Origin of the sequence: Mesorhizobium sp. B2-3-12 (assembly GCF_006442205.1) — a bacterium.
Taxonomy (GTDB): Bacteria; Pseudomonadota; Alphaproteobacteria; order Rhizobiales; family Rhizobiaceae; genus Mesorhizobium.
In genome coordinates this window covers 24,864-45,105 of record NZ_VFVR01000015.1, presented here as the reverse complement: position 1 = coordinate 45,105, position 20,242 = coordinate 24,864, and the positions used below count along the sequence as shown (strand labels likewise).

General features: G+C 64.5%; 21 protein-coding genes. 6 read left to right on the top strand and 15 right to left on the bottom strand.

Features of this window, described 5'->3' with window-relative positions; translation table 11 throughout:
* Positions 1 to 274: 274 nt before the first annotated feature.
* From prmC to FJ948_RS27760, 4 genes are all read right to left on the bottom strand, one after another.
* Entirely contained in the window at positions 275 to 1,153 is an 879-nt protein-coding gene (gene prmC / locus FJ948_RS27775; RefSeq protein WP_140710127.1) for a peptide chain release factor N(5)-glutamine methyltransferase, read from the bottom strand.
* Positions 1,146 to 2,225 (bottom strand): peptide chain release factor 1, encoded by a 1,080-nt coding sequence (prfA, locus tag FJ948_RS27770; RefSeq protein ID WP_140710125.1) that lies wholly within the window; start codon positions 2,223 to 2,225, stop codon positions 1,146 to 1,148. Before prfA ends, prmC begins: the two co-directional genes overlap by 8 nt.
* Positions 2,226 to 2,235: 10 nt before the next feature.
* Positions 2,236 to 4,506, bottom strand: a complete 2,271-nt coding sequence (ptsP, locus tag FJ948_RS27765; protein ID WP_140710123.1) for a phosphoenolpyruvate--protein phosphotransferase — start codon at positions 4,504 to 4,506, stop codon at positions 2,236 to 2,238.
* A gap of 83 nt (positions 4,507 to 4,589) precedes the next feature.
* Positions 4,590 to 5,843 carry an aspartate kinase gene (locus tag FJ948_RS27760; RefSeq protein ID WP_140710121.1) on the bottom strand — a complete coding sequence of 418 codons (1,254 nt, stop codon included), beginning with the start codon at positions 5,841 to 5,843 and terminating at the stop codon, positions 4,590 to 4,592.
* A gap of 235 nt (positions 5,844 to 6,078) precedes the next feature.
* Between FJ948_RS27760 and FJ948_RS27755 the strand changes: the two genes are divergently transcribed.
* Positions 6,079 to 7,941 (top strand): CHASE3 domain-containing protein, encoded by a 1,863-nt coding sequence (locus tag FJ948_RS27755; protein WP_140710120.1) that lies wholly within the window; start codon positions 6,079 to 6,081, stop codon positions 7,939 to 7,941.
* A 102-nt stretch (positions 7,942 to 8,043) separates the two neighbouring features.
* On the top strand, positions 8,044 to 8,793 hold the full coding sequence (ubiG, locus tag FJ948_RS27750; protein ID WP_140710118.1) for a bifunctional 2-polyprenyl-6-hydroxyphenol methylase/3-demethylubiquinol 3-O-methyltransferase UbiG: 750 nt from the start codon (positions 8,044 to 8,046) through the stop codon (positions 8,791 to 8,793).
* An 81-nt stretch (positions 8,794 to 8,874) separates the two neighbouring features.
* Here the strand turns inward: ubiG and FJ948_RS27745 are convergent, their stop codons facing one another.
* Positions 8,875 to 9,765 carry a DMT family transporter gene (locus tag FJ948_RS27745; protein ID WP_140710116.1) on the bottom strand — a complete coding sequence of 297 codons (891 nt, stop codon included), beginning with the start codon at positions 9,763 to 9,765 and terminating at the stop codon, positions 8,875 to 8,877.
* 98 nt (positions 9,766 to 9,863) lie between these two features.
* Here FJ948_RS27745 and FJ948_RS27740 point away from each other — a divergent pair, with 98 nt between their 5' ends.
* On the top strand, positions 9,864 to 10,349 hold the full coding sequence (locus FJ948_RS27740; RefSeq protein ID WP_140710114.1) for a MarR family transcriptional regulator: 486 nt from the start codon (positions 9,864 to 9,866) through the stop codon (positions 10,347 to 10,349).
* Positions 10,350 to 10,353: 4 nt separating this feature from the next.
* Here FJ948_RS27740 and FJ948_RS27735 read toward each other — a convergent pair whose 3' ends face one another.
* From FJ948_RS27735 to FJ948_RS27720, 4 genes are read right to left on the bottom strand one after another with little or no spacing between them, the layout of a single operon-like run.
* Positions 10,354 to 10,779 carry a DUF1178 family protein gene (locus tag FJ948_RS27735; protein WP_140710113.1) on the bottom strand — a complete coding sequence of 142 codons (426 nt, stop codon included), beginning with the start codon at positions 10,777 to 10,779 and terminating at the stop codon, positions 10,354 to 10,356.
* The gene (locus FJ948_RS27730; protein WP_140710111.1) at positions 10,776 to 11,636 is read right to left on the bottom strand and encodes a carbon-nitrogen hydrolase family protein; all 861 of its coding nucleotides are present in this window, start codon (positions 11,634 to 11,636) and stop codon (positions 10,776 to 10,778) included. Before FJ948_RS27730 ends, FJ948_RS27735 begins: the two co-directional genes overlap by 4 nt.
* Before the next feature lie 10 nt (positions 11,637 to 11,646).
* On the bottom strand, positions 11,647 to 11,916 hold the full coding sequence (gene grxC, locus FJ948_RS27725) for a glutaredoxin 3 (RefSeq protein WP_140710109.1): 270 nt from the start codon (positions 11,914 to 11,916) through the stop codon (positions 11,647 to 11,649).
* Positions 11,917 to 11,942: 26 nt separating this feature from the next.
* The gene (locus FJ948_RS27720) at positions 11,943 to 12,755 is read right to left on the bottom strand and encodes a ComF family protein (RefSeq protein ID WP_140710107.1); all 813 of its coding nucleotides are present in this window, start codon (positions 12,753 to 12,755) and stop codon (positions 11,943 to 11,945) included.
* A gap of 65 nt (positions 12,756 to 12,820) precedes the next feature.
* Between FJ948_RS27720 and FJ948_RS27715 the strand changes: the two genes are divergently transcribed.
* Positions 12,821 to 13,693 (top strand): methyltransferase domain-containing protein, encoded by an 873-nt coding sequence (locus FJ948_RS27715; protein WP_140710105.1) that lies wholly within the window; start codon positions 12,821 to 12,823, stop codon positions 13,691 to 13,693.
* Positions 13,694 to 13,736: 43 nt separating this feature from the next.
* Here the strand turns inward: FJ948_RS27715 and FJ948_RS27710 are convergent, their stop codons facing one another.
* The 5 genes from FJ948_RS27710 to argJ all read right to left on the bottom strand — a co-directional run bounded on the left by FJ948_RS27710 (position 13,737) and on the right by argJ (position 16,909).
* The gene (locus tag FJ948_RS27710) at positions 13,737 to 13,919 is read right to left on the bottom strand and encodes a Flp family type IVb pilin (protein ID WP_140710103.1); all 183 of its coding nucleotides are present in this window, start codon (positions 13,917 to 13,919) and stop codon (positions 13,737 to 13,739) included.
* Between the two features lie 111 nt (positions 13,920 to 14,030).
* On the bottom strand, positions 14,031 to 14,345 hold the full coding sequence (locus FJ948_RS27705; RefSeq protein ID WP_140710101.1) for a hypothetical protein: 315 nt from the start codon (positions 14,343 to 14,345) through the stop codon (positions 14,031 to 14,033).
* A gap of 125 nt (positions 14,346 to 14,470) precedes the next feature.
* Positions 14,471 to 14,893, bottom strand: coding sequence for a (deoxy)nucleoside triphosphate pyrophosphohydrolase (locus FJ948_RS27700; protein WP_140710099.1), 423 nt, complete (start codon positions 14,891 to 14,893; stop codon positions 14,471 to 14,473).
* Positions 14,886 to 15,638 (bottom strand): GNAT family N-acetyltransferase, encoded by a 753-nt coding sequence (locus FJ948_RS27695; protein WP_140710143.1) that lies wholly within the window; start codon positions 15,636 to 15,638, stop codon positions 14,886 to 14,888. The genes FJ948_RS27700 and FJ948_RS27695 overlap by 8 nt, the downstream gene beginning before the upstream one ends.
* Before the next feature lie 29 nt (positions 15,639 to 15,667).
* The gene (argJ, locus tag FJ948_RS27690; protein ID WP_140710097.1) at positions 15,668 to 16,909 is read right to left on the bottom strand and encodes a bifunctional glutamate N-acetyltransferase/amino-acid acetyltransferase ArgJ; all 1,242 of its coding nucleotides are present in this window, start codon (positions 16,907 to 16,909) and stop codon (positions 15,668 to 15,670) included.
* A gap of 168 nt (positions 16,910 to 17,077) precedes the next feature.
* Between argJ and FJ948_RS27685 the strand changes: the two genes are divergently transcribed.
* Positions 17,078 to 18,304 carry a caspase domain-containing protein gene (locus FJ948_RS27685; RefSeq protein ID WP_140710095.1) on the top strand — a complete coding sequence of 409 codons (1,227 nt, stop codon included), beginning with the start codon at positions 17,078 to 17,080 and terminating at the stop codon, positions 18,302 to 18,304.
* Between the two features lie 99 nt (positions 18,305 to 18,403).
* Positions 18,404 to 19,003, top strand: a complete 600-nt coding sequence (locus tag FJ948_RS27680) for a TetR/AcrR family transcriptional regulator (RefSeq protein WP_140710093.1) — start codon at positions 18,404 to 18,406, stop codon at positions 19,001 to 19,003.
* Positions 19,004 to 19,080: 77 nt separating this feature from the next.
* Here FJ948_RS27680 and FJ948_RS27675 read toward each other — a convergent pair whose 3' ends face one another.
* The gene (locus tag FJ948_RS27675; RefSeq protein ID WP_140710091.1) at positions 19,081 to 20,007 is read right to left on the bottom strand and encodes a peptidylprolyl isomerase; all 927 of its coding nucleotides are present in this window, start codon (positions 20,005 to 20,007) and stop codon (positions 19,081 to 19,083) included.
* Positions 20,008 to 20,242 lie beyond the last annotated feature (235 nt).

Here is a 20,242-nt window from a genome sequence, read left to right as displayed (position 1 = left end):
AAAACTCTTCACGAACGGAGGCGCTCATGCGGCCAGCCGTTTCGTTTCTTCACCGGCGTTCGCCCGCATCGATTGCGTTGGCGCCACGTGCCATCCTGTTCCGGTTACATCACTTTCCGGACGATTCCCGCACGAAGCATGGGCGTCGTTTGCGCAAGAAGGCAGCTATTTCCAAGGAAACCGAATCGCTAAGAGCACTGCCTGCTTCGTCTCATCCGGTTAGGCGACCCTAGCCGCATTCCCCGGTATTGCCAAGCGGTTTTTTCGCACTGCGTCAAGACGTTGCCCGTTGAAAAACAAGAACCCTGTCGTTTCCGCCGAGATCGCCAAACACCTTGCCGGCCGTGTAACCGGCCGCGCGAAATATATCGTTGACCTCGTTGCATTGTGTGTGGCCGATCTCGACCGCAATTCTGCCTTCGGCTTCCAGAAACCTTGCCGCCTCTGCGGCTATGATCCTGTAGGGGTTCAGCCCATCCGCGCCGCCATCAAGGGCCTGACGCGGGTCGAAATCGCGGACCTCGTCCTGCAGATTTCCAATGTCTTGTGTAGGTATATAGGGAGGGTTTGCGGCAATTACATGGTATCGGCCGGAAACTTTTTCGAACCAGTCCGACTGTAGCGTCGCGAACCGCTCGCCGAGCCCGGATTGCCCGGCATTGCGGGTCGCCGTGGCCAGAGCGCCGGCGGAGATGTCGACACCGGTGGCGGTCGCCGCCGGCACGACGCTCAACAGCGCCAGGGCGATGGCACCCGTGCCGGTGCCGAGGTCGAGGATGCGGCATACCCCCTCCCGTGCGGCCATGGCCTTGACGAAGGGCAGCACCGCCTCGACCAGCGTTTCGGTGTCCGGCCGCGGCTCGAGCGTCTCCGGCGACAGCGACAGGCGCAAACCGTAGAATTCGCGATAGCCCAGGATGCGATGCACCGGCTCGCCTCCGGCCCGCCGTCTCAGGGCGCCGTCGATCGCGGCGATGGCGTCTGCGTCGATCTTGCGTTCGGGGTCGGTAATGGCTTGCGTTCGCGTCGTGCCGGAATAGTGCTCGACGATCAGCCGCGCGTCGAGCGCGGGATCCTCGACACCGGCTTCGGCAAGCCTGGCCCGCGCCTCCCGCAGCAGCGCCCCCAGCGCCACGGGCAGTTGGTCAGCCATCGAGGCCGATATCGGCCAGCAGCTTCGACTGGTGATCGGCGATCAGCGCGTCGACGATTTCGTCGAGTTCACCCATCATCACCCGGTCGAGCTTGTAGAGCGTCAGGTTGATGCGATGGTCGGTGACCCGGCCCTGCGGGAAATTGTAGGTGCGGATGCGTTCCGAGCGGTCGCCCGACCCGACCTGCGACTTGCGCGATTCGGAACGTTCCTCGTCCGCCTTGCTGCGTTCCATGTCGTAGAGCCGGGCGCGCAGGATCTGCATGGCCTTGGCCCGGTTCTGGTGCTGCGACTTCTCCGCCTGCACCACCATGATGCCGGTCAGCAAATGGGTGATGCGCACCGCCGAATCGGTGGTGTTGACGTGCTGGCCACCGGAACCCGACGCCCGCATCGTGTCGATGCGGATGTCCTCGGCCCTGATATCGATGTCGACCTCTTCGGCTTCCGGCAGCACGGCGACGGTGGCAGCGGACGTGTGGATGCGCCCGCTGGCTTCGGTCGCCGGCACACGCTGCACGCGATGCACGCCGGATTCGAACTTCAGATGGGCGAACACGCCCTTGCCCGAGATCGTGGCGATGATTTCCTTGAAGCCGCCGGCATCGCCGTCGCTGGCCGACACCGTTTCGAAACGCCAGCCGCGTTCGGCGGCGTAGCGCTCGTACATGCGAAACAGGTCGCCGGCGAAAAGTGCGGCCTCGTCGCCGCCGGTGCCGGCGCGGATTTCGAGGATGGCGTTCTTGTCGTCGGCGGCATCCCTGGGCAGGAGCAGGATCTGGATGTCCTTCTGCAGCGCCTCGATGCGCTCCTCGACGCCGGGCAGATCGGCTTCGGCGAGCGCCCGCATCTCGGCATCGGTGCCCTTGTCGGCGAGCATCGCTTCGAGGTCGGCCTGCTCGTGCTCGGCCGAGCGCAATTCCCTGACCTTGGCCACCATGTCCTGCAATTCGGCATATTCCGACGCCATCTTCACATAGGCATCCGGCGCCGGTCCGGCCGACATTTGCGCTTCGAGCATCTCGAAACGCTTGACGACTTGATCCATGCGATCGCGGGGCAAATTGACCATGATGAGGCTGCTACAACGGGATCGAGCGGTCGTCGGCGAAGGCCTGCAGCAAAGCCCGCATCGGCAAGCCCTCCGCCGGCGCCATCAGATTGTCGTCGAAGAACGCCTTCAATTCCTCCAGCGGCAACTCCGTCAGCATCGCCTTGACCGGACCGATCGAGGCCGGCGACATCGAGATCGAGCGGAAACCGAGGCCGATCAGCGCCATCGCCGAGATCGGCTTGCCGGCGAGTTCGCCGCACAAGGTGACCGGCGTGTGATTGCGGGCGCCGGCGTCGGCGATCTGCTTGAGCACGCGCAGGAACGGCGCCGACAGCGTATCGAAGCGGTTGGCCAGTTGCGTGTTGCCGCGGTCGACCGCCATCACGAACTGAAACAGATCGTTCGACCCGACAGAGACGAAGTCGACCGCCTTCATCAGTTCGTCGAGCTGGAACAGGAGCGACGGCACTTCCAGCATGGCGCCCAGCTTGAGGCTGGTCGGCAGGTGGTGGGCGAAGCGCGAGAGGTGCCGCACCTCGCGGTCGATGATCTCGCGCGCCTGCGCGATTTCGCCGAGCTCGGTCACCATCGGCAGCATCAGCTTGAGCTCACGCCCGCCGCTGGCCTTGAGCAGGGCGCGGATCTGGGTGCGCAGCAAGCCCGGCCGGTCGAGCGTCAGGCGGATCGCGCGCCAGCCGAGCGCGGGATTTTCTTCCTGGATCGCGCCCTTGAAATAGGGCAGCACCTTGTCGCCACCGATGTCGATGGTGCGGAAGGTGACCGGCTTGCCACGCGCGGCCTCGAGCACGTCGCGATAGAGTTTTTCCTGGGCCTCGGCGCGCGGAAAGGTCGAGGCGACCATGAACTGCAATTCGGTGCGAAACAGCCCGATGCCGGCCGCGCCCGCCTCGGCCAGCTGCGGCAGGTCGACGGCAAGCCCGGCATTCATCAAGAGATCGACCTGGACACCGTCCCTGGTCGTCGACGGCTTCTTGCGCAGCTCGCGGTAGACCTCTTGCCGGCGCGCCCTGAAACGCACCTTTTCAGCATAGGCGGCTTCGAGATCGGATTGCGGCCGCAGATGGATTGCGCCTTCCTCGCCGTCGACGATGATGGGGTCGCCGTTTTCCGCCATGGAAACGGCGCCCTTCATCTGGCCGGCGACCGGAATGCCCATGGCGCGCGCGACGATGACGACGTGGCTGGTGGCGGCACCATCCTCAAGCACCAGGCCACGCAGCTTGTCGCGAGGGTAATCGAGCAGTTCGGCGGCGCCCATCGAGCGCGCGACGATGATGGCATCCTTCGGCAGCGAGGCCGCGACATCCTCGGGCCCACGTCCCATCAGCTGCCGCAGCAGCCGGTTCGCGAGGTCGTCGAAATCGCTCATCCGCTCGCGCAGATAGGGATCGGTCATGTGCAGCATGCGGGCGCGCATGTCGCTCTGCACCTTTTCCACCGCCGCCTCCGCCGTCAGGCCGTTGCGGATCGCTTCTTCCAGCCGGCGCACCCAGCCGCGGTCGTTGGCGAACATCCGGTAGGCTTCCAGCACCTGGCGATGCTCGCCCTCGAAGGCGACATCGCGGCGCTCCAGCATGTCGTCGATCGAGAGCCTGAGCGAACCGAGCGAGGCTTCGAGCCGGCGAACCTCTTCCTCACTGTCCTCGTTGAACAGATTGGTGACGACGATGCGCGGCTCGTGCAGCACGACATGGCCAAGCCCGACACCGTCGTTGAAGGACAGCCCCGTGAAGCTCACCGGCCGGCGCAGATCGAGTTCCAGCCCGGGCCGGGTCAGCCGCGCCAGATCGCCGGTGGCGATCATCTCGGCGATGACCATGGCGGTGGTTTCCAGCGCTTCGACCTCGTCGTCGCGGTAATGGCGCATGGTCTTGTTCTGGACAACCAAGACGCCCAGCGTGCGCCCTGCCCTCAACACCGGCACGCCGAGGAAGGAATTGTAGATCTCTTCCCCGGTCTCCGGCAGGTAGGCGAAGGCCGGATGTTCCTGCGCGTTGGACAGGTTGAGCGGCCTCGCACTTGCGGCGATGGTGCCGACCAGGCCTTGTCCCAGCCGCAGCTGCGCCAGGTGGACGGCGTTGGGGTTCAGACCTTCGGTGGCGTAGAGTTCGAGTACCGAATCGGCGCGCAGCACGTAGAGCGAGCAGACTTCGGCGACCATGTTGGAGGCGATGTCGCGCACGATGCGGTCAAGCCGCTCCTGCGGCTCCAGCGGCTCCTGCATGAGCTCGCGGAGCCGTTTCAGCAAAACGCGCGGGCCAACGGCCGTGTCACGCATCGCGGCTTCTTCTCCAATGGGCATTTTGCCCGCCGCAGTTTCCACTGCGACCGGCGCACACGCAATAACTCAAATCGTTCTCGCTACTGCTTATCCAGACCGTAGACGGAATGCAAAGTACGAACCGCGAGTTCAGTGTATGGACCGTCGATCAGTATCGAAATCTTGATCTCGGAGGTCGTGATCGCCCGGATGTTGATCGACTTGTCGGCCAGCGCCTTGAAAGCGGTGGCTGCAACGCCCGCATGGCTCCTCATGCCGATGCCGATGACCGAAACCTTCGACATGCCGGCTTCCGACTGCACGACATCGTAGCCGACTTCGGCTTTCAGATTTTCGAGCACGTGAAGCGCCTTGTCGACGTCGCCCGAGGGCACGGTGAAGGTCATGTCGGTGAACTTGCCGTCCTCGGAGATGTTCTGGACGATCATGTCGACATTGATGTTGGCCTCGGCCAGCGGCCCGAAAATGCCGGCGGCGACTCCCGGGCGGTCGCCGACGCGGCGCAGCGAAATCTGGGCCTCGTCCTTGGCGTAGGCAATTCCGGTGACGACCTGCTGTTCCACGATCTCTTCCTCGTCGCAAATGAGCGTTCCGGGAGGATTGAGCAAATCCCCCATTCCGGGCGCGTCGGGATCGTCGAAGGACGACCGCACGAAGGTACGCACCCTGTGCACCATGGCAAGCTCGACCGAACGCACCTGCAGAACCTTGGCGCCGAGCGAGGCCATTTCAAGCATTTCCTCGAAAGAGATCTTGGCCAGCCGGCGCGCCTTGGGCTCAATGCGCGGGTCGGTGGTGTAGACCCCGTCGACGTCGGTGTAGATATCGCAACGGTCGGCCTTGACCGCGGCGGCGATGGCGACGGCACTGGTGTCCGAACCGCCGCGGCCTAGCGTGGCGATCCGGTTGTCCGGGCCGATGCCTTGGAAACCGGCAATGACGGCCACCTGCCCCTCGCCGAAGCGCTTGATCAGGAATGCCCCGTCAATGTCGAGGATGCGGGCCGCGCCATGCGCGTTGTCGGTCTTGATCGGGATCTGCCAGCCCTGCCAGGACCGCGCATGCACGCCCATGTTCTGCAAGGTGATGGCGAGAAGGCCGGCGGTGACCTGTTCGCCGGAAGCGACGACGGCGTCATATTCGCGCGCGTCATGCATGGGCGAAGCTTCGCGCGTCCAGCCGACCAGCTCGTTGGTCTTGCCGGCCATCGCCGAGACCACTACCGCCACCTCGTGACCTGCGTCGACCTCGCGTTTGACGTGACGCGCCACATTGCGGATGCGGGCGATGTCGGCGACGGAGGTTCCGCCGAATTTCATCACGATACGCGCCATGGAAGCGAAATGCCTTTGACTGAAACCGGCCACCTGCCAAACCTGGGAGCCGAAAACGGAAGAAAACGCCCGGCTGGCGCCGGCCGCTGAATGCGCGGCCTCCTTAGCCAAATGACGAGGGTTTCGCAAGGCTGCGGCCGATCGCAAGCTTCAAGAAGACGGCATATTGCCTTCCAGGCTTGCGCCGCTTACCAAATGCTGCCCGCGGGGAATTCCTTTTGGTTCGGCATAACAGATGATTGCTCGGCTTCGGCGCGCCACGCGATTGCAATCGCTTCCGCTTGTCGCGGGCTTCGCCGTGCTGGCGCTGATCGTCGGCACCCGTGCTGTGCTCGTCGAGAGCCAGAGGGCCAATCGTGCGGCCGCGCGCGAGACGATCGAGTATCAGGAACAGCTTTCCGGTCTGCTTTCATTGGCCCAGGACGCCGAGAGCGGTCAGCGCGGCTACCTGCTGACCGGTGAAAAATCCTATCTCGAGCCCTACCGGAAGGCCGTCGAGGCCATGCCCGGACAGCTCGCCCGTATCGACGCCATGACGGCTGAGGACGACCAGCTCGTCCAGCAGGTCAGCCACATCAAGGACGCGCTTTCGCAAAAGCAGGCCGAGCTGTCGCAGACAATCGCGCTCTACGACCGGGGCGATGCGGCAAAGGCCCTGCAACTGGTCCGCAGCGGCCAGGGCAAGGCCGCCATGGACGAGATCCGCGCCAGCATGGACACGATCCGGCGGATCGGCGCCGCCGCCGTGGCCGCACGCGACGCCCACACCGACCGAGTCGAGGCCTGGCTGCGCATCGGCTCACTGGCAGCGTTGCTGGCGATCTTCCTCCTGGCCGCCTACACCATCCGTCAATCCCGCCGCCGCTTCCGCGAGGTCGCCACGGCCCAGGAAGAGTTGATGCGCAAGAACATCGAGCTCGGCAACGAGATTCAGACGCGTGAAAAGGCCGAATCCCAGATACGCCAGATGCAGAAAATGGAAGCGGTCGGGCAATTGACCGGCGGCATAGCGCATGACTTCAACAACATGCTGGCGGTCATCCTCAGCGCCATGAACCTTGCCCAGCGCAAGCTGAAGCGTGGCGAACATGACATCGAAAAACTCGTCGAGGCCGCGACCGACGCAACCAACCGTGCCGCCAATCTGACCTCCCGCCTGCTTGCCTTCTCGCGGCTGCAGCCGCTGGCGCCGCAGGTTGTCGATGCCAACCGCCTGTTGACGGGCATGTCCGATCTTCTGCGCCGTGCGCTCGGCGAAGGCATTCGCATCGAAACGGTGCTGGCGGGCGGCCTGTGGAAAACCCATGCCGATCCCAGCCAGATCGAGAACGCGATCCTCAATCTTGCCGTCAATGCCCGCGATGCCATGGACAATGACGGCAAGTTGACCATCGAGACCGCCAACAGCCACCTCGACGAGGCCTATGCATCCACGCACGCCGAAGTCGCGCCTGGCCAATATGTGATGATCGCGGTGACCGACGCCGGCGCGGGCATGTCGCCGGAAGTCATTTCCAAGGCCTTTGAGCCCTTCTACACGACCAAGCCGGTCAACAAGGGCACGGGACTTGGGCTGAGCCAGGTGTTCGGCTTCGTCAAACAGTCGGGCGGCCACGTCAAGATCTACTCCGAGATCGGCGAAGGCACGACGGTCAAAATCTATCTGCCGCGGTTTTTCGGGCCGGAGGAGCCGGCGGCACCCGCCGGGCCCGGCAAGAGCGCCGTCAGGGTCACCGAGACGATCCTCGTCGTGGAGGACGACGCCCGCGTGCGGGCCGCCACGACGGGGGTCATGCGCGAACTCGGCTACACCGTCATCCAGGCCGGAAGCGGCGAGGAGGCGCTTCAGAAGCTCGCCGCGACCCCTGGCATCGCCCTGCTTTTCACGGACATCGTCATGCCGGCGATGAATGGCCGCAAGCTCGCCGAGGAGGCGGTCGCACGCCAGCCCGGGTTGAAAGTCGTCTTCACCACCGGTTTCACCAGGAACGCCGTGGTCCACAACGGCGTGCTCGACCATGACGTGCACTTCCTGGCCAAGCCCTTCACCATGGAGCAGTTGGAAGCGAAGCTGCGCGACGTGCTGGACACGAATTAGGCTGGCCTTTGGTCGGCCAGTCACTATGTCAGCATTGAAAATTGTTGCCTTGACATTCGATGCCTCCCGCCCGACTTCCTAGCGTTCGAGGAGACCAACCGAATGCCTGAGCCCCGACGATCGACGATCGATGCCGGAGAAGTGGAACGCTTTTCCGCCCTTGCCGCCGAATGGTGGAATCCGAACGGCAAATTTCGTCCGCTACACAAATTCAATCCGGTCCGGCTTTCCTATATCCGCGACCAGATCGCGGCGCGCTTTGGTCGCGACCCGCGCGCGGCGCGGCCGTTCGAGGGCCTGCGCATCCTCGACATCGGTTGCGGCGGCGGCCTTTTGTGCGAGCCGATGGCGCGGCTCGGCGCCGAGGTGGTCGGAGCGGACGCCTCCGAAACAAACATCGAAGTGGCGAAACTCCATGCCGCCGAAGGCAATGTGAGCATCGACTATCGCGCCACGACGGCGGAAGATCTCGCAGAGGCGGGCGAAAAATTCGATGTCGTCCTCAACATGGAAGTGGTCGAACATGTCGCCGACATCGACCTGTTCGTCGCCAAATGCGGCGAGATGGTCAAGCCCGGCGGCATCATGTTCGTGGCCACCATCAACCGCACTCTGAAAGCGCTCGGCCTCGCCATCATCGGCGCCGAATATGTGTTGCGCTGGCTGCCGCGCGGCACCCATCAGTTCGGCAAGCTGGTGCGCCCGGAAGAGCTGGAAAAGGCGCTGGGCGGCGCCGGCCTGACCATTATCGACCGCACCGGTGTCACCTACAATCCGCTTGCCGACCGCTGGGCGCGGTCGAAGGACATGGACGTCAACTACATGGTGCTGGCGGAAAAGGGATCGGTCTGATCCGCCAATCCTCGGCTGTCGATACCGAACGGCCGGAGCCCGGCGGCGACGCCGGCGACAGTACGACTGAGCCCGAAGCCGTCAGGCCTTCTGGCTTTGCGCCTTGGTGGTGATGAAGACGCCCGCCGTGACGATGATGGCGCCGACCCAGGTCAGCAGCTGATAGTGCTCGCCAAGGAAGATCGTACCGGCGAACAGCCCTACGGCCGCCGCGACATAGCCGATCTGGCTGAGATAGACCGGGCCGCCCACCGCCTGCAGCCGGAAGAAGAAAGCGAACATCGCCGATGCCGAGGCCATCTGCGCCACCACGGTGAGCGGCACGGCGCCGATCTGGACGAAACCTTTGCCTCCAAGCAAGGTCAGGATGCCGACGAGCAGCATCGACGCGGACGCCAGATGGCTGCCGACCGCGAGTTCGATAGGACCGGTGCCTTCCGGCCAGTCGACCGTGCGATAAATGTTGCCGGCCGCAAGGCTGACCGGAATGAGCAGGCCCATGACGACCCAGAAGACATCGGCCGGCTGGCCGGCCTCGCCACGCGTCACGGCCACCATGACCGCGCCGAGGAAGCCGACGGCAATGCCTGATATGCCCAGCATGTTGGGGCGCCGGACACCGAGCAGGATCGAGAACACCAGCGTGATGACCGGAGACAGCGTGAACATGATGCCGGTGTAGCCGGCTCCCAGATGCGGTATCGCCGAGAACATCAAAAGGTTTGGCACGGCATAGGAAACGGCGGCAGTAACGAAGAAATAGCGCAGTTTGTGCGCGGTGAGCCGGATGCGCTGGCCGCGCAGCAGCAGGACGACGAAAAGCACGCCACCGGCGCCGAGCGAGATGACGAAGGCCCAGACCATGGCCGGCACGCCGGCCGCGGTGGCGAGCTTGCCAAAGGGCAGCGTCAGGCCGAGCAGGCCGCCGGTGACGACCAGCAGGCCGAGCGCCGAGTCCCAGAGATATTTCATGATCGAGCCCTATGGTGCACAGCCTCTTGGCTGGCGTTGCATATCGCGGTAAGATAACGGAAAGATTCTTAACGTCAAGATATATTATGGTGAGATAGATGGACCGCGCAGGGAAAGCCATCGAGCAATGGCAGCGAGAACGGCCGGACCTGGACGTGTCTCCGATGGCTGTGATCGGACGCTTGAATGAGGTCTCCTCGCTGATCGCGCGCGAGCGCCTTGCGCCGCTCTTTGCCCGTTTCGGACTGCAGGCGGGAGAGTTCGATGTGCTGGCGACGCTGCGCCGCTCCGGCTCGCCTTACGCGCTGACCCCGACAGCGCTTTACGAGGCCACGATGGTGACCTCCGGGGCCATGACCAACAGGCTGGATCGGCTCGAAGCGTCTGGATTGATCCTACGCGGGCCGCATCCCAACGACCGGCGCGGCATCGTCGTAAGGTTGACTGAAAAGGGTCTCGCCCTGATCGACGAGGCCGTCACCGCTCATGTCGCCAACGAACACGAGGTTCTCGGGGGCCTGACGCCGACGGAACGGGAAACGCTTTCACATCTGCTAGAGAAATTGATCGGCAGCGTGAGCTGATCGCTCAGTTCCGGTCGTCCGGAAACACCGGGATCGGCATGAATTCGACACCGTCCTCGGCCAGGCTCTTGGCTTCGTCCAGCGTCGCCTCGCCATAGATACCGCGCGCATCGGTCTCGCCGAAATGGATCTTGCGCGCTTCCTCGGCGAACTTGTCGCCGACATAGTCGGCATTCTCGCGCACTTTCTCGGCCATCGCCTTCAGCTGGGCCAGCGCCTGCTTCTGCGCCTCGCCCATGGCAAGCGCGATGGTTTCCTGCTTGCGTGCCGTGGACACGGCGGGCGCCATCAGCGCCTTCTCGACCTTGTGCGAGCCGCAACTGGGACAGTCGACGAAGCCGCGCTTCTTCTGGGTGTCGAAATCGTCATTACTGCGAAACCAGCCCTCGAACTCGTGCTCGTTTTCGCAGATCAGGGAAAAGCGGATCAAGAGGCGGCACCCCTGAGGCGCGGCGCCTCGCCGGCATTGATGGCGAAATCCCGCGCATTCTTCAAATTCGGAATCTTCTTGCGCGCCGCAAGCGATTGCGCCGGGTCGATCTGGGCGACGATCACGCCAGGTTCGTCATGCGCGGCCTCGGCGAGGATGCGGCCCCACGGATCGACGATCAGCGAATGGCCATAGGTCTCGCGGCCGTCCTCGTGCAGGCCGCCCTGCGCGGCGGCGACGACAAAGGCGCCGTTCTCGATGGCGCGTGCCCTCAGCAGCACATGCCAGTGGGCCTCTCCCGTCTGGCGGGTGAAGGCCGCGGGCACGGTCAGCACCTCGGCGCCGGCCATTGCCTCGGCACGGAACAATTGCGGGAAACGCAGATCGTAGCAGACCGCGAAGCCAAGCTTGGCGCCCGCGATCGCGGTCACGACGGCCTCGGTGCCCGGTTCGTAAGCAGCGGATTCACGCCAGCTCTCGCCATTGTCGAGATCGACGTCGAACATGTGGATCTTGTCGTATGTGGCGAGCGTCGCACCGTCCGGCCCGAACAGGAGCGCGCGGTTGGCGAGCTTGCCGTCGGCGCGCAAGATAGCGGTCGAGCCGATATGCAGGAACACGCCGAGTTCGCGCGCCAGCCTGCGCGCGGTCGAGACGACGATGTCCTTGTCCTCGGAGGTGAAGGACGCGGCACGCGCTTCCTTGTCGCGTATCAGCGCACCGGTCATTTCAGGCGTCTGGATGTAGGTCGCGCCCTGCCCGGCTGCTTCACGCACCAGCCGTTCCATATCGACCGCGTTGCGCTCGGGGCTCTCGCCTGAACGCATCTGCACTGCCGCCGCCTTGAAAACACCCATTGTCATACCCTCAAATCGACGAGCCGTTGGCGAGCAGTTTGTCCAGCCGGCCTTCTGCCTCCAGATCATGGAGGTCGTCGCAGCCGCCGACATGCGTTCCGCCGATGAAAATCTGCGGAAAGGTCGTGCGGCCGTGGGCGCGCGACATCATTTCCTGGCGCAGCTCCGGCGAAAACGAGGCATCGTGCTCGGTATAGGCGACACCCTTGCGATCCAGCAACCGCTTGGCCGCCGTGCAGTAGCCGCACATCATGCGCGTATAGATCGTGACATCGACCATGACGAATTTCCGCTTCCGTTGCCGACTTATATAGTCGCGGACTCGTCCGCCCGGAAGTCCCCCGGCAAAACGCGGGCAAAGGTCAGCACGTCGACGGCGGCGGCACCTCCCCTTTTCAACGCCTTGGTGGCGGCCCGCACGGTGGCGCCGGTGGTATAGACATCGTCGATCAGAAGCACCCTGCGGCCGGCAATCTCGATCTCGGCCTCATCCGGCACGCGAAATGCGGCGCGCACATTCTCCTCGCGTTCCTGCCGCTCCAGCCCGACCTGCTGGCGGGTGAGTTTCACGCGCCGCATGGCGGAAGGCGCGAAAGACAGCCCGCTGAGCTCGCAAACCGCACGCGCCAGTTCGGCCGATTGGTTGAACCGCCGCCTGAAAAAACGGCGCCAATGCAGCGGCACCGGCACCACCACATCCGCATCGGCGATGAGGTCGGCGCCCACGCGGACCATCCAGCGCGCCATCCAGGGAGCGAGATCGGTGCGGTCCTGGTATTTAAGCCCCTGCACCATCTGGCGGGCGACGCCGGAATAGGCGACCGCTGCCCGCGCCCGTTCGAAGGGCGGCGGATCGGCGATCGCCTCCGCCGAGAGAAACCCCTCGCCCATGTGATGGGTGAACGGCGTGCCCATCACCGGACACCAGGGCCGTTCCAGCAGCCGCAGCTTCGGCCAACAGTTGCCGCACAGCACGCCGGGTTGCGAGACCTGCCGGCGGCAGCCGGCGCAGACCGGCGGAAACAGGATGCGCGCCGGCCACCCCAGAGCCGACTGGGCAGCCGACCGGGCCAGCTTCCTGATCTCGATGGACTTGATCTCTGGCATCGGATCGGCCACGTGGTTTGTTTCTCGGCGCCACCATACCAACCATATCAGGGCGCGGACATACAAGGACCCATCCCTTGCAGCCTATAATGGATACCTCCCTGTGGCTGGCGCACAAGCGGCGCGCGCTCATCCATCCGGTTGAGGGTGCCGACTTCCTCATGCACCGCGCCGCCGAGGATCTTGCCGATCGGCTGGATGCCGTCGAGCGCAGGTTCGCCAAGGCGGCGGTGCTGTTTTGCCAGACAGCGGCCGCGGCCGAGGTCGTTGCGCGGAGTGGCAAGGTGGCGGATGTCGCCCGTGTCGAGATGGACGCGGCGTTTCTGAATGGTGCCCCCGGCCTGATTGCTCCGCCGGAGACCGTACCGTTCGAGCCACAAGGTCTCGATCTGGTGGTGTCGCTTCTGTCGCTGCAGGCGATGAACGACATCCCTGGCATGTTGATCCAGATTCGCCGCGCGCTGCGGCCGGACGGACTTTTCCTTGGCGCCTTCGCCGGCGCCGGCACGCTTGCCGAACTGCGCGAAAGCCTGCTTGTCGCCGAGACCGAGCTCCATGGCGGCGCCAGCCCGCGCGTCATTCCGTTCACCGACGTGCGCGATGCCGGCGCGCTGCTGCAGCGTGCCGGTTTCGCGCTGCCGGTCGCCGACGTCGAGACGGTGACGGTGCGCTACGCCAACCTGTTCGCCCTGATGGCGGACCTGCGTGCGATGGGTGAAACCAGCGCGCTCGCCGACCGCAGCCGGCGGCCAGGATCACGCAGATTGTTTGCCCGCGCCGCGCAAATCTACGCTGAGCGCTTTTCCGACCCCGACGGTCGCATCAGGGCAAGCTTCTCGATTGTCTGGATGTCCGGCTGGGCGCCCGACGCGTCGCAGCAAAAGCCGCTGAAGCCCGGTTCGGCCAAGGTTTCGTTAAAGACGATACTGGAGGGGCCTGAAGGGTATTGAGCTCGCGGGCAGCCCTTGAGCAGGAACTGCGTAAACAAAGAGTCTAAGGGGCGAAGGCGTTGGCAAGTCTGCTGGAATCGTCGCTGAACAACCAGGTCAGCGAATTGAAGACGTGGCTAATACCGCCGATGATCGTCAGCGACAATACGCAGACTATCATGGCGTATTCGACGACCGTGGCGCCGTTTTCGTCCTTCAGAAAGCGCAGCAGCAGCACCGTTTTCATCACCTCATTTCCCCCTTGCCACGACCCTACCGCCGATCTGTTAAGAAAGGTTAACGGCAAAGGCTTAACAGGCGATGAAATGGTCGCCATTCGGGAATGTTCAAACCCAGGTCAGCAGTCGCCACTGCTTTTGCCATCGGCGCGGATGATGCAGACCCCGCCGGGTTCGGACTGCAGCACGCTGCGGCGCACCGTGTAGGTGCCGCGATGGCTGATCGAACCGGTAGCCGTCATGTCGAGGCCGGGAAAACCGTCGCGGGCCGTTTGCGAACGCGTCTGGTTATCGAGGAAAGGGGTCGCGATCAGCGCCAGCGCCACCGCGGCCGATCCGAACAGCAGCGTGACGCGCAGCACGCCCATGCCGGCGTCGACGGCACGAAAACCCCGCTCGGGCCGGATCGAATCCCAATCCTTGTCCAGGCTCATTCTATTGCTCCCCAGCGCACGACGGCGGCCGCGAGAGAACGGCCATGCATCAATTTTTCATGATGAGATAAATCTTCCATTAACGCTGGCTGATATGGACCGTGGTCCGATCCGATTCTCGATCCTCAGAGGAGATCGATCAGGAACGGGATCAATGGCGCGTCGGCCGGCGGCATCGGATACTCGCGCATCTGTTTGGGCCGTACCCATTTCAGCGCCTGCCCTTCCCTCGGCTGGGCAATGCCGCGGAAACGGCGGCAGACGAACAGCGGCATCAAGAGATGGAAATCATCATAGGAATGGCTGGCGAAGGTCAGCGGCGCCAGGCACGGGATCTCGGTCTCGATGCCGATCTCCTCATGCAGTTCACGGATGAGGCATTGTTCCGGCGTCTCGCCGGGCTCGACCTTGCCGCCGGGAAATTCCCACAGGCCGGCAAGCTGCTTGCCTTGCGGGCGCTGCGCCAGCAGCACGCGGCCATCGGCATCGACCAGCGCGCATGCGGCGACCAGCAGCAGGCGCTTGCCGTTGGATGTCACATCATTCATGGCCGGGCGGCCGGCGGTAATGATAGCGATAGACTTCCTCGAAGCCGAGCGCGCGGTAGAGCGCCAGCGCCGGCACGTTGCCGGCCTCGACCTGCAGCCAGGCCTCCCGCGCGCCGCGCAGCCTCGCCCATTTCAACGCCGAAAGGATCAGGTTGCGGCCGTGCCCCTTGTTGCGCGCCGCCTTGTCGGTAGCGACCTCGAACAGGCCGGCGAGATCGCCGTCATGCACGCAGATCAGCGTCGCCAGCGGCTCCGTCCCGTCCTCGAGCGCGAACAGCCCGGCCTCTGGCTGGATGGCGCCGATGATTTCCGACAGGCCCGGCCGCAGCGATACGTCCGAGCCGTTGACCTTGAGCAATGCGCCGATGAAGCGGCTGATGTCCTTGAGCGGGATCTGGTCCATGGCGGCGTCGAGTTGCGCGTCGGCCAACGGCAGCCGCATGACCAGCGATTCGTCGAACCGGCTCCAGCCCTCCTTGTCGAGATGGCTGGCAAGATCGGGCCCCGACAGTGGCGACATGCGGAACGTCAACGGCCGGCCATAGGCGTCGAAGCGGCGGCTCGCCCGACCGATGCGGTCGGCGATGTGCTGGATGTCGCCGGGATCGAGCGGATTGACCGAGTTCAGCCGCTTGGCCGGATGGCCGGCGGTCAGCCGCACCACCCAGGTGCCGTCATAGTGGACGGCCGCCGCGGGCCAGGCGCGAAAGCCGGCCGCCTCGTAGCGGCGCACGGTCGCGAGCATGCTTGCCGGATGGCGCGAGACCAAGGCGATCAGCTCCGGTAATCGCCATTGATGGCGACATATTCCTTGGTGAGGTCGCAAGTCCACACCGTCGCCTTGCCGCGGCCGATGCCGATATCGGCGCGGATGCGGATGTCGTCGCGCTTCATGTAGGCCGAGGTTTTTTCTTCCGAATAGCCAGGGTCCCGCTCACCCTCATGCGCCAGCCTGTTGTCGCCGAACCAGATCGACAGCCGGTCGCGATCGGCTGGCTCGCCGGCCTTACCGACGGCCATGACGACGCGGCCCCAATTGGCGTCCTCGCCGGCGACCGCCGTCTTTACCAGCGGCGAATTGGCGATCGACAGCGCGATGCGCTTGGCCGAGCGGGCCGACTTGGCGCCGGTGACGGTGACTTCGACCTGCTTGCGCGCGCCCTCTCCGTCGCGCACCACCTGCAACGCCAGCGACTTCAGCACCTTGCCGAGCGCCCGGCGGAACGCGCCGAGGCGGGCATCCCTGGGATCGGTGATCTCGGGCGCGCCGCGCTTTGCCGCCTTGCCGGTGGCGAACAACAACAGCGTATCGCTGGTCGAGGTATCGCTATCCACGGTCACCGCGTTGAAGGTCTTGACCGTGCCACGCGACAAAAGATCCTGCAGGACCGGTGCCGCGATCGGCGCGTCGGTGGCGATGAAGGAGAGCATCGTCGCCATGTCCGGCGCGATCATGCCGGCGCCCTTGGAAATGCCGTTGATGGTGACATCGGCGTCACCGAGCTTGACGGTCTGCGTCGCCACCTTCGGATAGGTGTCGGTGGTCATGATGGCCTTGGCCGCCTCGGTCCATAGGTCGGGCTTGCCGCCGTTGACCAGGCCGGAAAGCAGATGGCTGAACTTGGTTGTGTCGAGCGGCTCGCCGATGACGCCGGTCGAGGCCAGGAAAACCTCTGCCGCAGTACAGTCCGCGGCCTTCGCCGCCGCTTCACCCGTCATCGCGGTCGACTCGCGACCCTTCTTGCCGGTGAAAGCGTTGGCGTTGCCGGAATTGACGATCAGCACCCGTGCCTTGCCGGCGCCAAGGTTCTGCCGGCAGAAATCGACTGGCGCCGACGGGCATTTCGACTTGGTGAACACACCGGCGACCGCGGTGCCGGCATCGAACACCATGGCCAGCAGGTCGGTGCGGTTCTTGTACTTTATCCCCGCTTCGGCGGTGGCGATGCGCACCCCTTCGATTTCCGGCATTTTGGGGTATTTCTTCGGCGCGAGCGGCGAAATCGTCGTGGACATGGGGACCTCGGGCGGGAAAATCGCAAGGGGAAGGCCGGTTTGCCCGATACGGCGCGTCGGTGCAAGCGCGTTTTCGTCGCTCCCGCCAGGGGCAAACCCGTTCGGCATTAAGCCTGCATTTCAAATCTGTTGGCGTCGCCGGGGTCCGTGGCGCTATGATCTTGACCCATGGGCAGGCTTGCGATCCTCGCTTGGGCATTTCTGGGACTTTTGCTGCTGCGCGCCGACGCGGAGCCGGCGCGGCGCGTGGCGCTCGTCATCGGCAACGGGACCTATGCCGAAGCCGGCACGCTCGCCAATCCGGTCAACGACGCGCTCGACATCGCCGACAAGCTGCGTTCCATCGGCTTCGAGGTCATCGAAGGCAACGACCTCGGCAAGCGCGAGCTTGAACGCAGCATCGGCGAGTTCTCCGATGCGCTCGAAGGCGCCGGCGTCGGGCTTTTCTACTATGCCGGCCACGGCCTGCAGGTCGACGGGCGCAACTACATCGTGCCGGTCGACGCCAGGCTGGACATGCCGGTGAAACTGCAGCTCGAGGCCGTGCCTATCGACGAAGTCCTCGACATCATGGAACAGCAGACCAAGGTCAGCCTGGTCTTCCTCGATGCCTGCCGCAACAATCCGTTTGCCCGCGGCTTGAGCCGCACCGCCACGACCCGTTCGGCAACGGCGCTCGCCGGCCTGGCGCAGTTCGATTCAACGCGCGGCTCCTTCATCGCCTTCTCGACCGCTCCAGGTGCTGTCGCCATGGACGGAACCGGGCGCAACTCGCCCTTTGCCGCCGCCCTGTTGCGCCACATTGCCGAACCCGGCCAGAGCATCAACGACATGATGATCGCGGTGCGCCGCGACGTCGTTTCGCAAACCCGCGAAGGCCAGCGCCCCTGGGAGCAGGGCTCGCTGCTCGAACGCTTCGAATTCGTACCGGGCACGGGACCGGCGAAGGCGCCGGAGCCGGCGGTCGCGCCGGCGCTTTCCACGCAGGTGGCGGCGCTGGAGCGTTCGGTCGGCGACGACAAGGCTTCGATCGAGAAGTTTCTGCGCGACGACTACCTGGAGCCCGACGCCAAGGACATGCGCGCCGCCGTCAGTCGGCTTTACGGTGCATCCGCCACCATCTTCGGCACGCCCTATGACATCGAGACATTGGTCAAGGTGAAGAGCGACTGGTTCGCGCAATGGGCCTCCTGGTCGCTTGGCCTCGAGCCCGGCAGCCTGGAAGTGACACCGCACGGCGAGGGCAGCGCGCAAGCCGTCTTTGCCATGAGCTACGACTATGTGCCGAAGGACAAGTCGGCGCCGCGTGTGGCCGGCAAGGCGCGTGTGACGCTGGATCTGATCAAGACCGACAAGGGATGGCGCATCGTATCGGAAACATCGCAAGCGATGTGATCTTGCCGACCATGGCGTCGCTCTTGCGCAAAACGGATCGTTTCGTTTCATCGCCGGATGATTTATCATTGCCGGCGAATTGAAACGAGGGCGGCAGGAATGGCCGAGACGACGGATACGGCGCGCAGATCGATCGGTGCGCGGCGCAATCCCGATAGTGCGGAGGCCATTCTGGAGGCCGCCGAGGCCGTGCTCGTCGAGGCCGGCTATGCCGGCTTCTCGATCGAGGCGGTGGCGCGGCGGGCACGCGCCGGCAAACCGACCATTTATCGCTGGTGGCCGAGCAAGGCGGCCTTGCTGCTGGAGGTCTACCAGCGCCAGAAGCGCGTCGACGTTCCCGACACGGGACAACTGGAAGAGGATCTCGTCGGCTTCCTGATGAACCTGTTCTCGCACTGGCGCGAGACATCGTCGGGCAGCGTCTTCAAGTCGCTGATCGCCGAGGCGCAGTCGGATGAAACCGCGGCCGCGGCCCTTGCCGGATATGCCAGCGGACGCCGCGCCCATACCGGGCAGATTGTCGAGCGCGCCAAGGCAAGGGGCGACATCGCTGGGGATATCGATCCGGTCATCGTCGCCGACCTCCTGGCGTCCTACGCCTGGCGGCATCTCCTGACTAACCGGCTCGACGAGCCTGAGGCGGCGATCCGCAAGATGGTCCGATACATCCTGCAAGGCATAGCTGCGCCCGGCGCGTAGAGACCTGTCGGCAAAGGCCAACAAAAAGGGCGCGGCAACCTTGGCTGCCGCGCCCTTTTTATAAAATTCCCGCCGGCTTACTTGGCGCTTTCGAGCGTATCCACTGCCTGCTTCAGCTTGGCATCGGGGATCTCGACCTTGGCGTCGGCGCGCAGCGACTTGACCAGCGCGAAATATTTGTCGCGGATGACCGCCTGCTTGGCCTGGTCCTTGACGTCGTCGAAGGCCGGCGGCTGCTTGGCGCGCTTGTCCTCGAGCTTGATGACGTGCCAGCCGAACTGCGACTGCACCGGCTGCTCGGTGTATTTGCCGACTTCGAGCGCGAAAGCGGCCTTGTCGAACTCCGGCACCATCTGGCCAGGTCCGAACCAGCCGAGATCGCCGCCATTGGACTTGCCCGACGGATCGCTGGTGTGCTCGTTGGCGAGCTTCTGGAAGTCGGCGCCACCATCGAGCTGCTTGATGATAGCCTCGGCCTCTTCCTTCGTCTTCACGAGGATGTGACGGGCATGCACCTCGCTGACCGGCGGCGTGTTGGCGATTTCCTGGTCGTAGCGGGCGCGAACCTCCGCGTCGGTGACCTTGTCGACGACACCCTTCTCGACCATCTCGCCATGCAGCGCGCGCTGCTGGAGGAAGGCCATGCGGCGCTGGAAGTCGGGATCCTTGTCGAGACCGTCGGTGACGGCCTTGCCAGCCATGACGCGGATCTCGATCGCCGCCGAAAGCGCGGCCGCGCGGCGCTGCTCGGGCGGCAATTGCGCGAACTGCTGCGAAAGCTCGCCTTCGGCAAGCACCAGATCGGCCTCGGTCAAGGGCTGGCCGTTGACGGTGGCGATCACTGTATTGGGGTCGACCGGTGCGGCGGCCGGTGCGGCCGCATCCGCCGGGGCGGCCGCGGCGGGAGCGGTCTCCTGCGCCATGACAGGCGACAGGCAAAGAGCCGACAGGCCGAGGGCCAGGCCAAGGCTGGCAAGCGACGCACGGCTGAACAACAAGGACATAAGGATGACTCCGGTGAGGGATTGTAAGGAGGTTGGCTTCCAGATCAGCCAGATTGTGGCGGAATTTGGCGCGACCGGCAGGGCCAGCGCGGCGTTGACATCAGTTGAGCCCCCTCTTATCTGTCCATCGACTTGGCGTCCAGAACCGTTTTCCGGGCGCTTTTTGTGTTTGCCCGCATTCAGGCGGTGCGTTCACGTGGATGTGATGGGGCCGGCCGGCACTCGTCTCAAGATT

Excerpts from the sequence above, each read along its gene's own strand:
- prmC (WP_140710127.1), bottom strand. The coding sequence starts at position 1,153 with ATGGCTGACCAACTGCCCGTGGCGCTGGGGGCGCTGCTGCGGGAGGCG.
- prfA (WP_140710125.1), bottom strand. The coding sequence starts at position 2,225 with ATGGTCAATTTGCCCCGCGATCGCATGGATCAAGTCGTCAAGCGTTTC.
- ptsP (WP_140710123.1), bottom strand. The coding sequence starts at position 4,506 with ATGCGTGACACGGCCGTTGGCCCGCGCGTTTTGCTGAAACGGCTCCGC.
- FJ948_RS27760 (WP_140710121.1), bottom strand. The coding sequence starts at position 5,843 with ATGGCGCGTATCGTGATGAAATTCGGCGGAACCTCCGTCGCCGACATC.
- FJ948_RS27755 (WP_140710120.1), top strand. The coding sequence starts at position 6,079 with ATGATTGCTCGGCTTCGGCGCGCCACGCGATTGCAATCGCTTCCGCTT.
- ubiG (WP_140710118.1), top strand. The coding sequence starts at position 8,044 with ATGCCTGAGCCCCGACGATCGACGATCGATGCCGGAGAAGTGGAACGC.
- FJ948_RS27745 (WP_140710116.1), bottom strand. The coding sequence starts at position 9,765 with ATGAAATATCTCTGGGACTCGGCGCTCGGCCTGCTGGTCGTCACCGGC.
- FJ948_RS27740 (WP_140710114.1), top strand. The coding sequence starts at position 9,864 with ATGGACCGCGCAGGGAAAGCCATCGAGCAATGGCAGCGAGAACGGCCG.
- FJ948_RS27730 (WP_140710111.1), bottom strand. The coding sequence starts at position 11,636 with ATGGGTGTTTTCAAGGCGGCGGCAGTGCAGATGCGTTCAGGCGAGAGC.
- grxC (WP_140710109.1), bottom strand. The coding sequence starts at position 11,916 with ATGGTCGATGTCACGATCTATACGCGCATGATGTGCGGCTACTGCACG.
- FJ948_RS27710 (WP_140710103.1), bottom strand. The coding sequence starts at position 13,919 with ATGAAAACGGTGCTGCTGCTGCGCTTTCTGAAGGACGAAAACGGCGCC.
- FJ948_RS27705 (WP_140710101.1), bottom strand. The coding sequence starts at position 14,345 with ATGAGCCTGGACAAGGATTGGGATTCGATCCGGCCCGAGCGGGGTTTT.
- FJ948_RS27700 (WP_140710099.1), bottom strand. The coding sequence starts at position 14,893 with ATGAATGATGTGACATCCAACGGCAAGCGCCTGCTGCTGGTCGCCGCA.
- FJ948_RS27695 (WP_140710143.1), bottom strand. The coding sequence starts at position 15,638 with ATGCTCGCGACCGTGCGCCGCTACGAGGCGGCCGGCTTTCGCGCCTGG.
- argJ (WP_140710097.1), bottom strand. The coding sequence starts at position 16,909 with ATGTCCACGACGATTTCGCCGCTCGCGCCGAAGAAATACCCCAAAATG.
- FJ948_RS27685 (WP_140710095.1), top strand. The coding sequence starts at position 17,078 with ATGGGCAGGCTTGCGATCCTCGCTTGGGCATTTCTGGGACTTTTGCTG.
- FJ948_RS27680 (WP_140710093.1), top strand. The coding sequence starts at position 18,404 with ATGGCCGAGACGACGGATACGGCGCGCAGATCGATCGGTGCGCGGCGC.
- FJ948_RS27675 (WP_140710091.1), bottom strand. The coding sequence starts at position 20,007 with ATGTCCTTGTTGTTCAGCCGTGCGTCGCTTGCCAGCCTTGGCCTGGCC.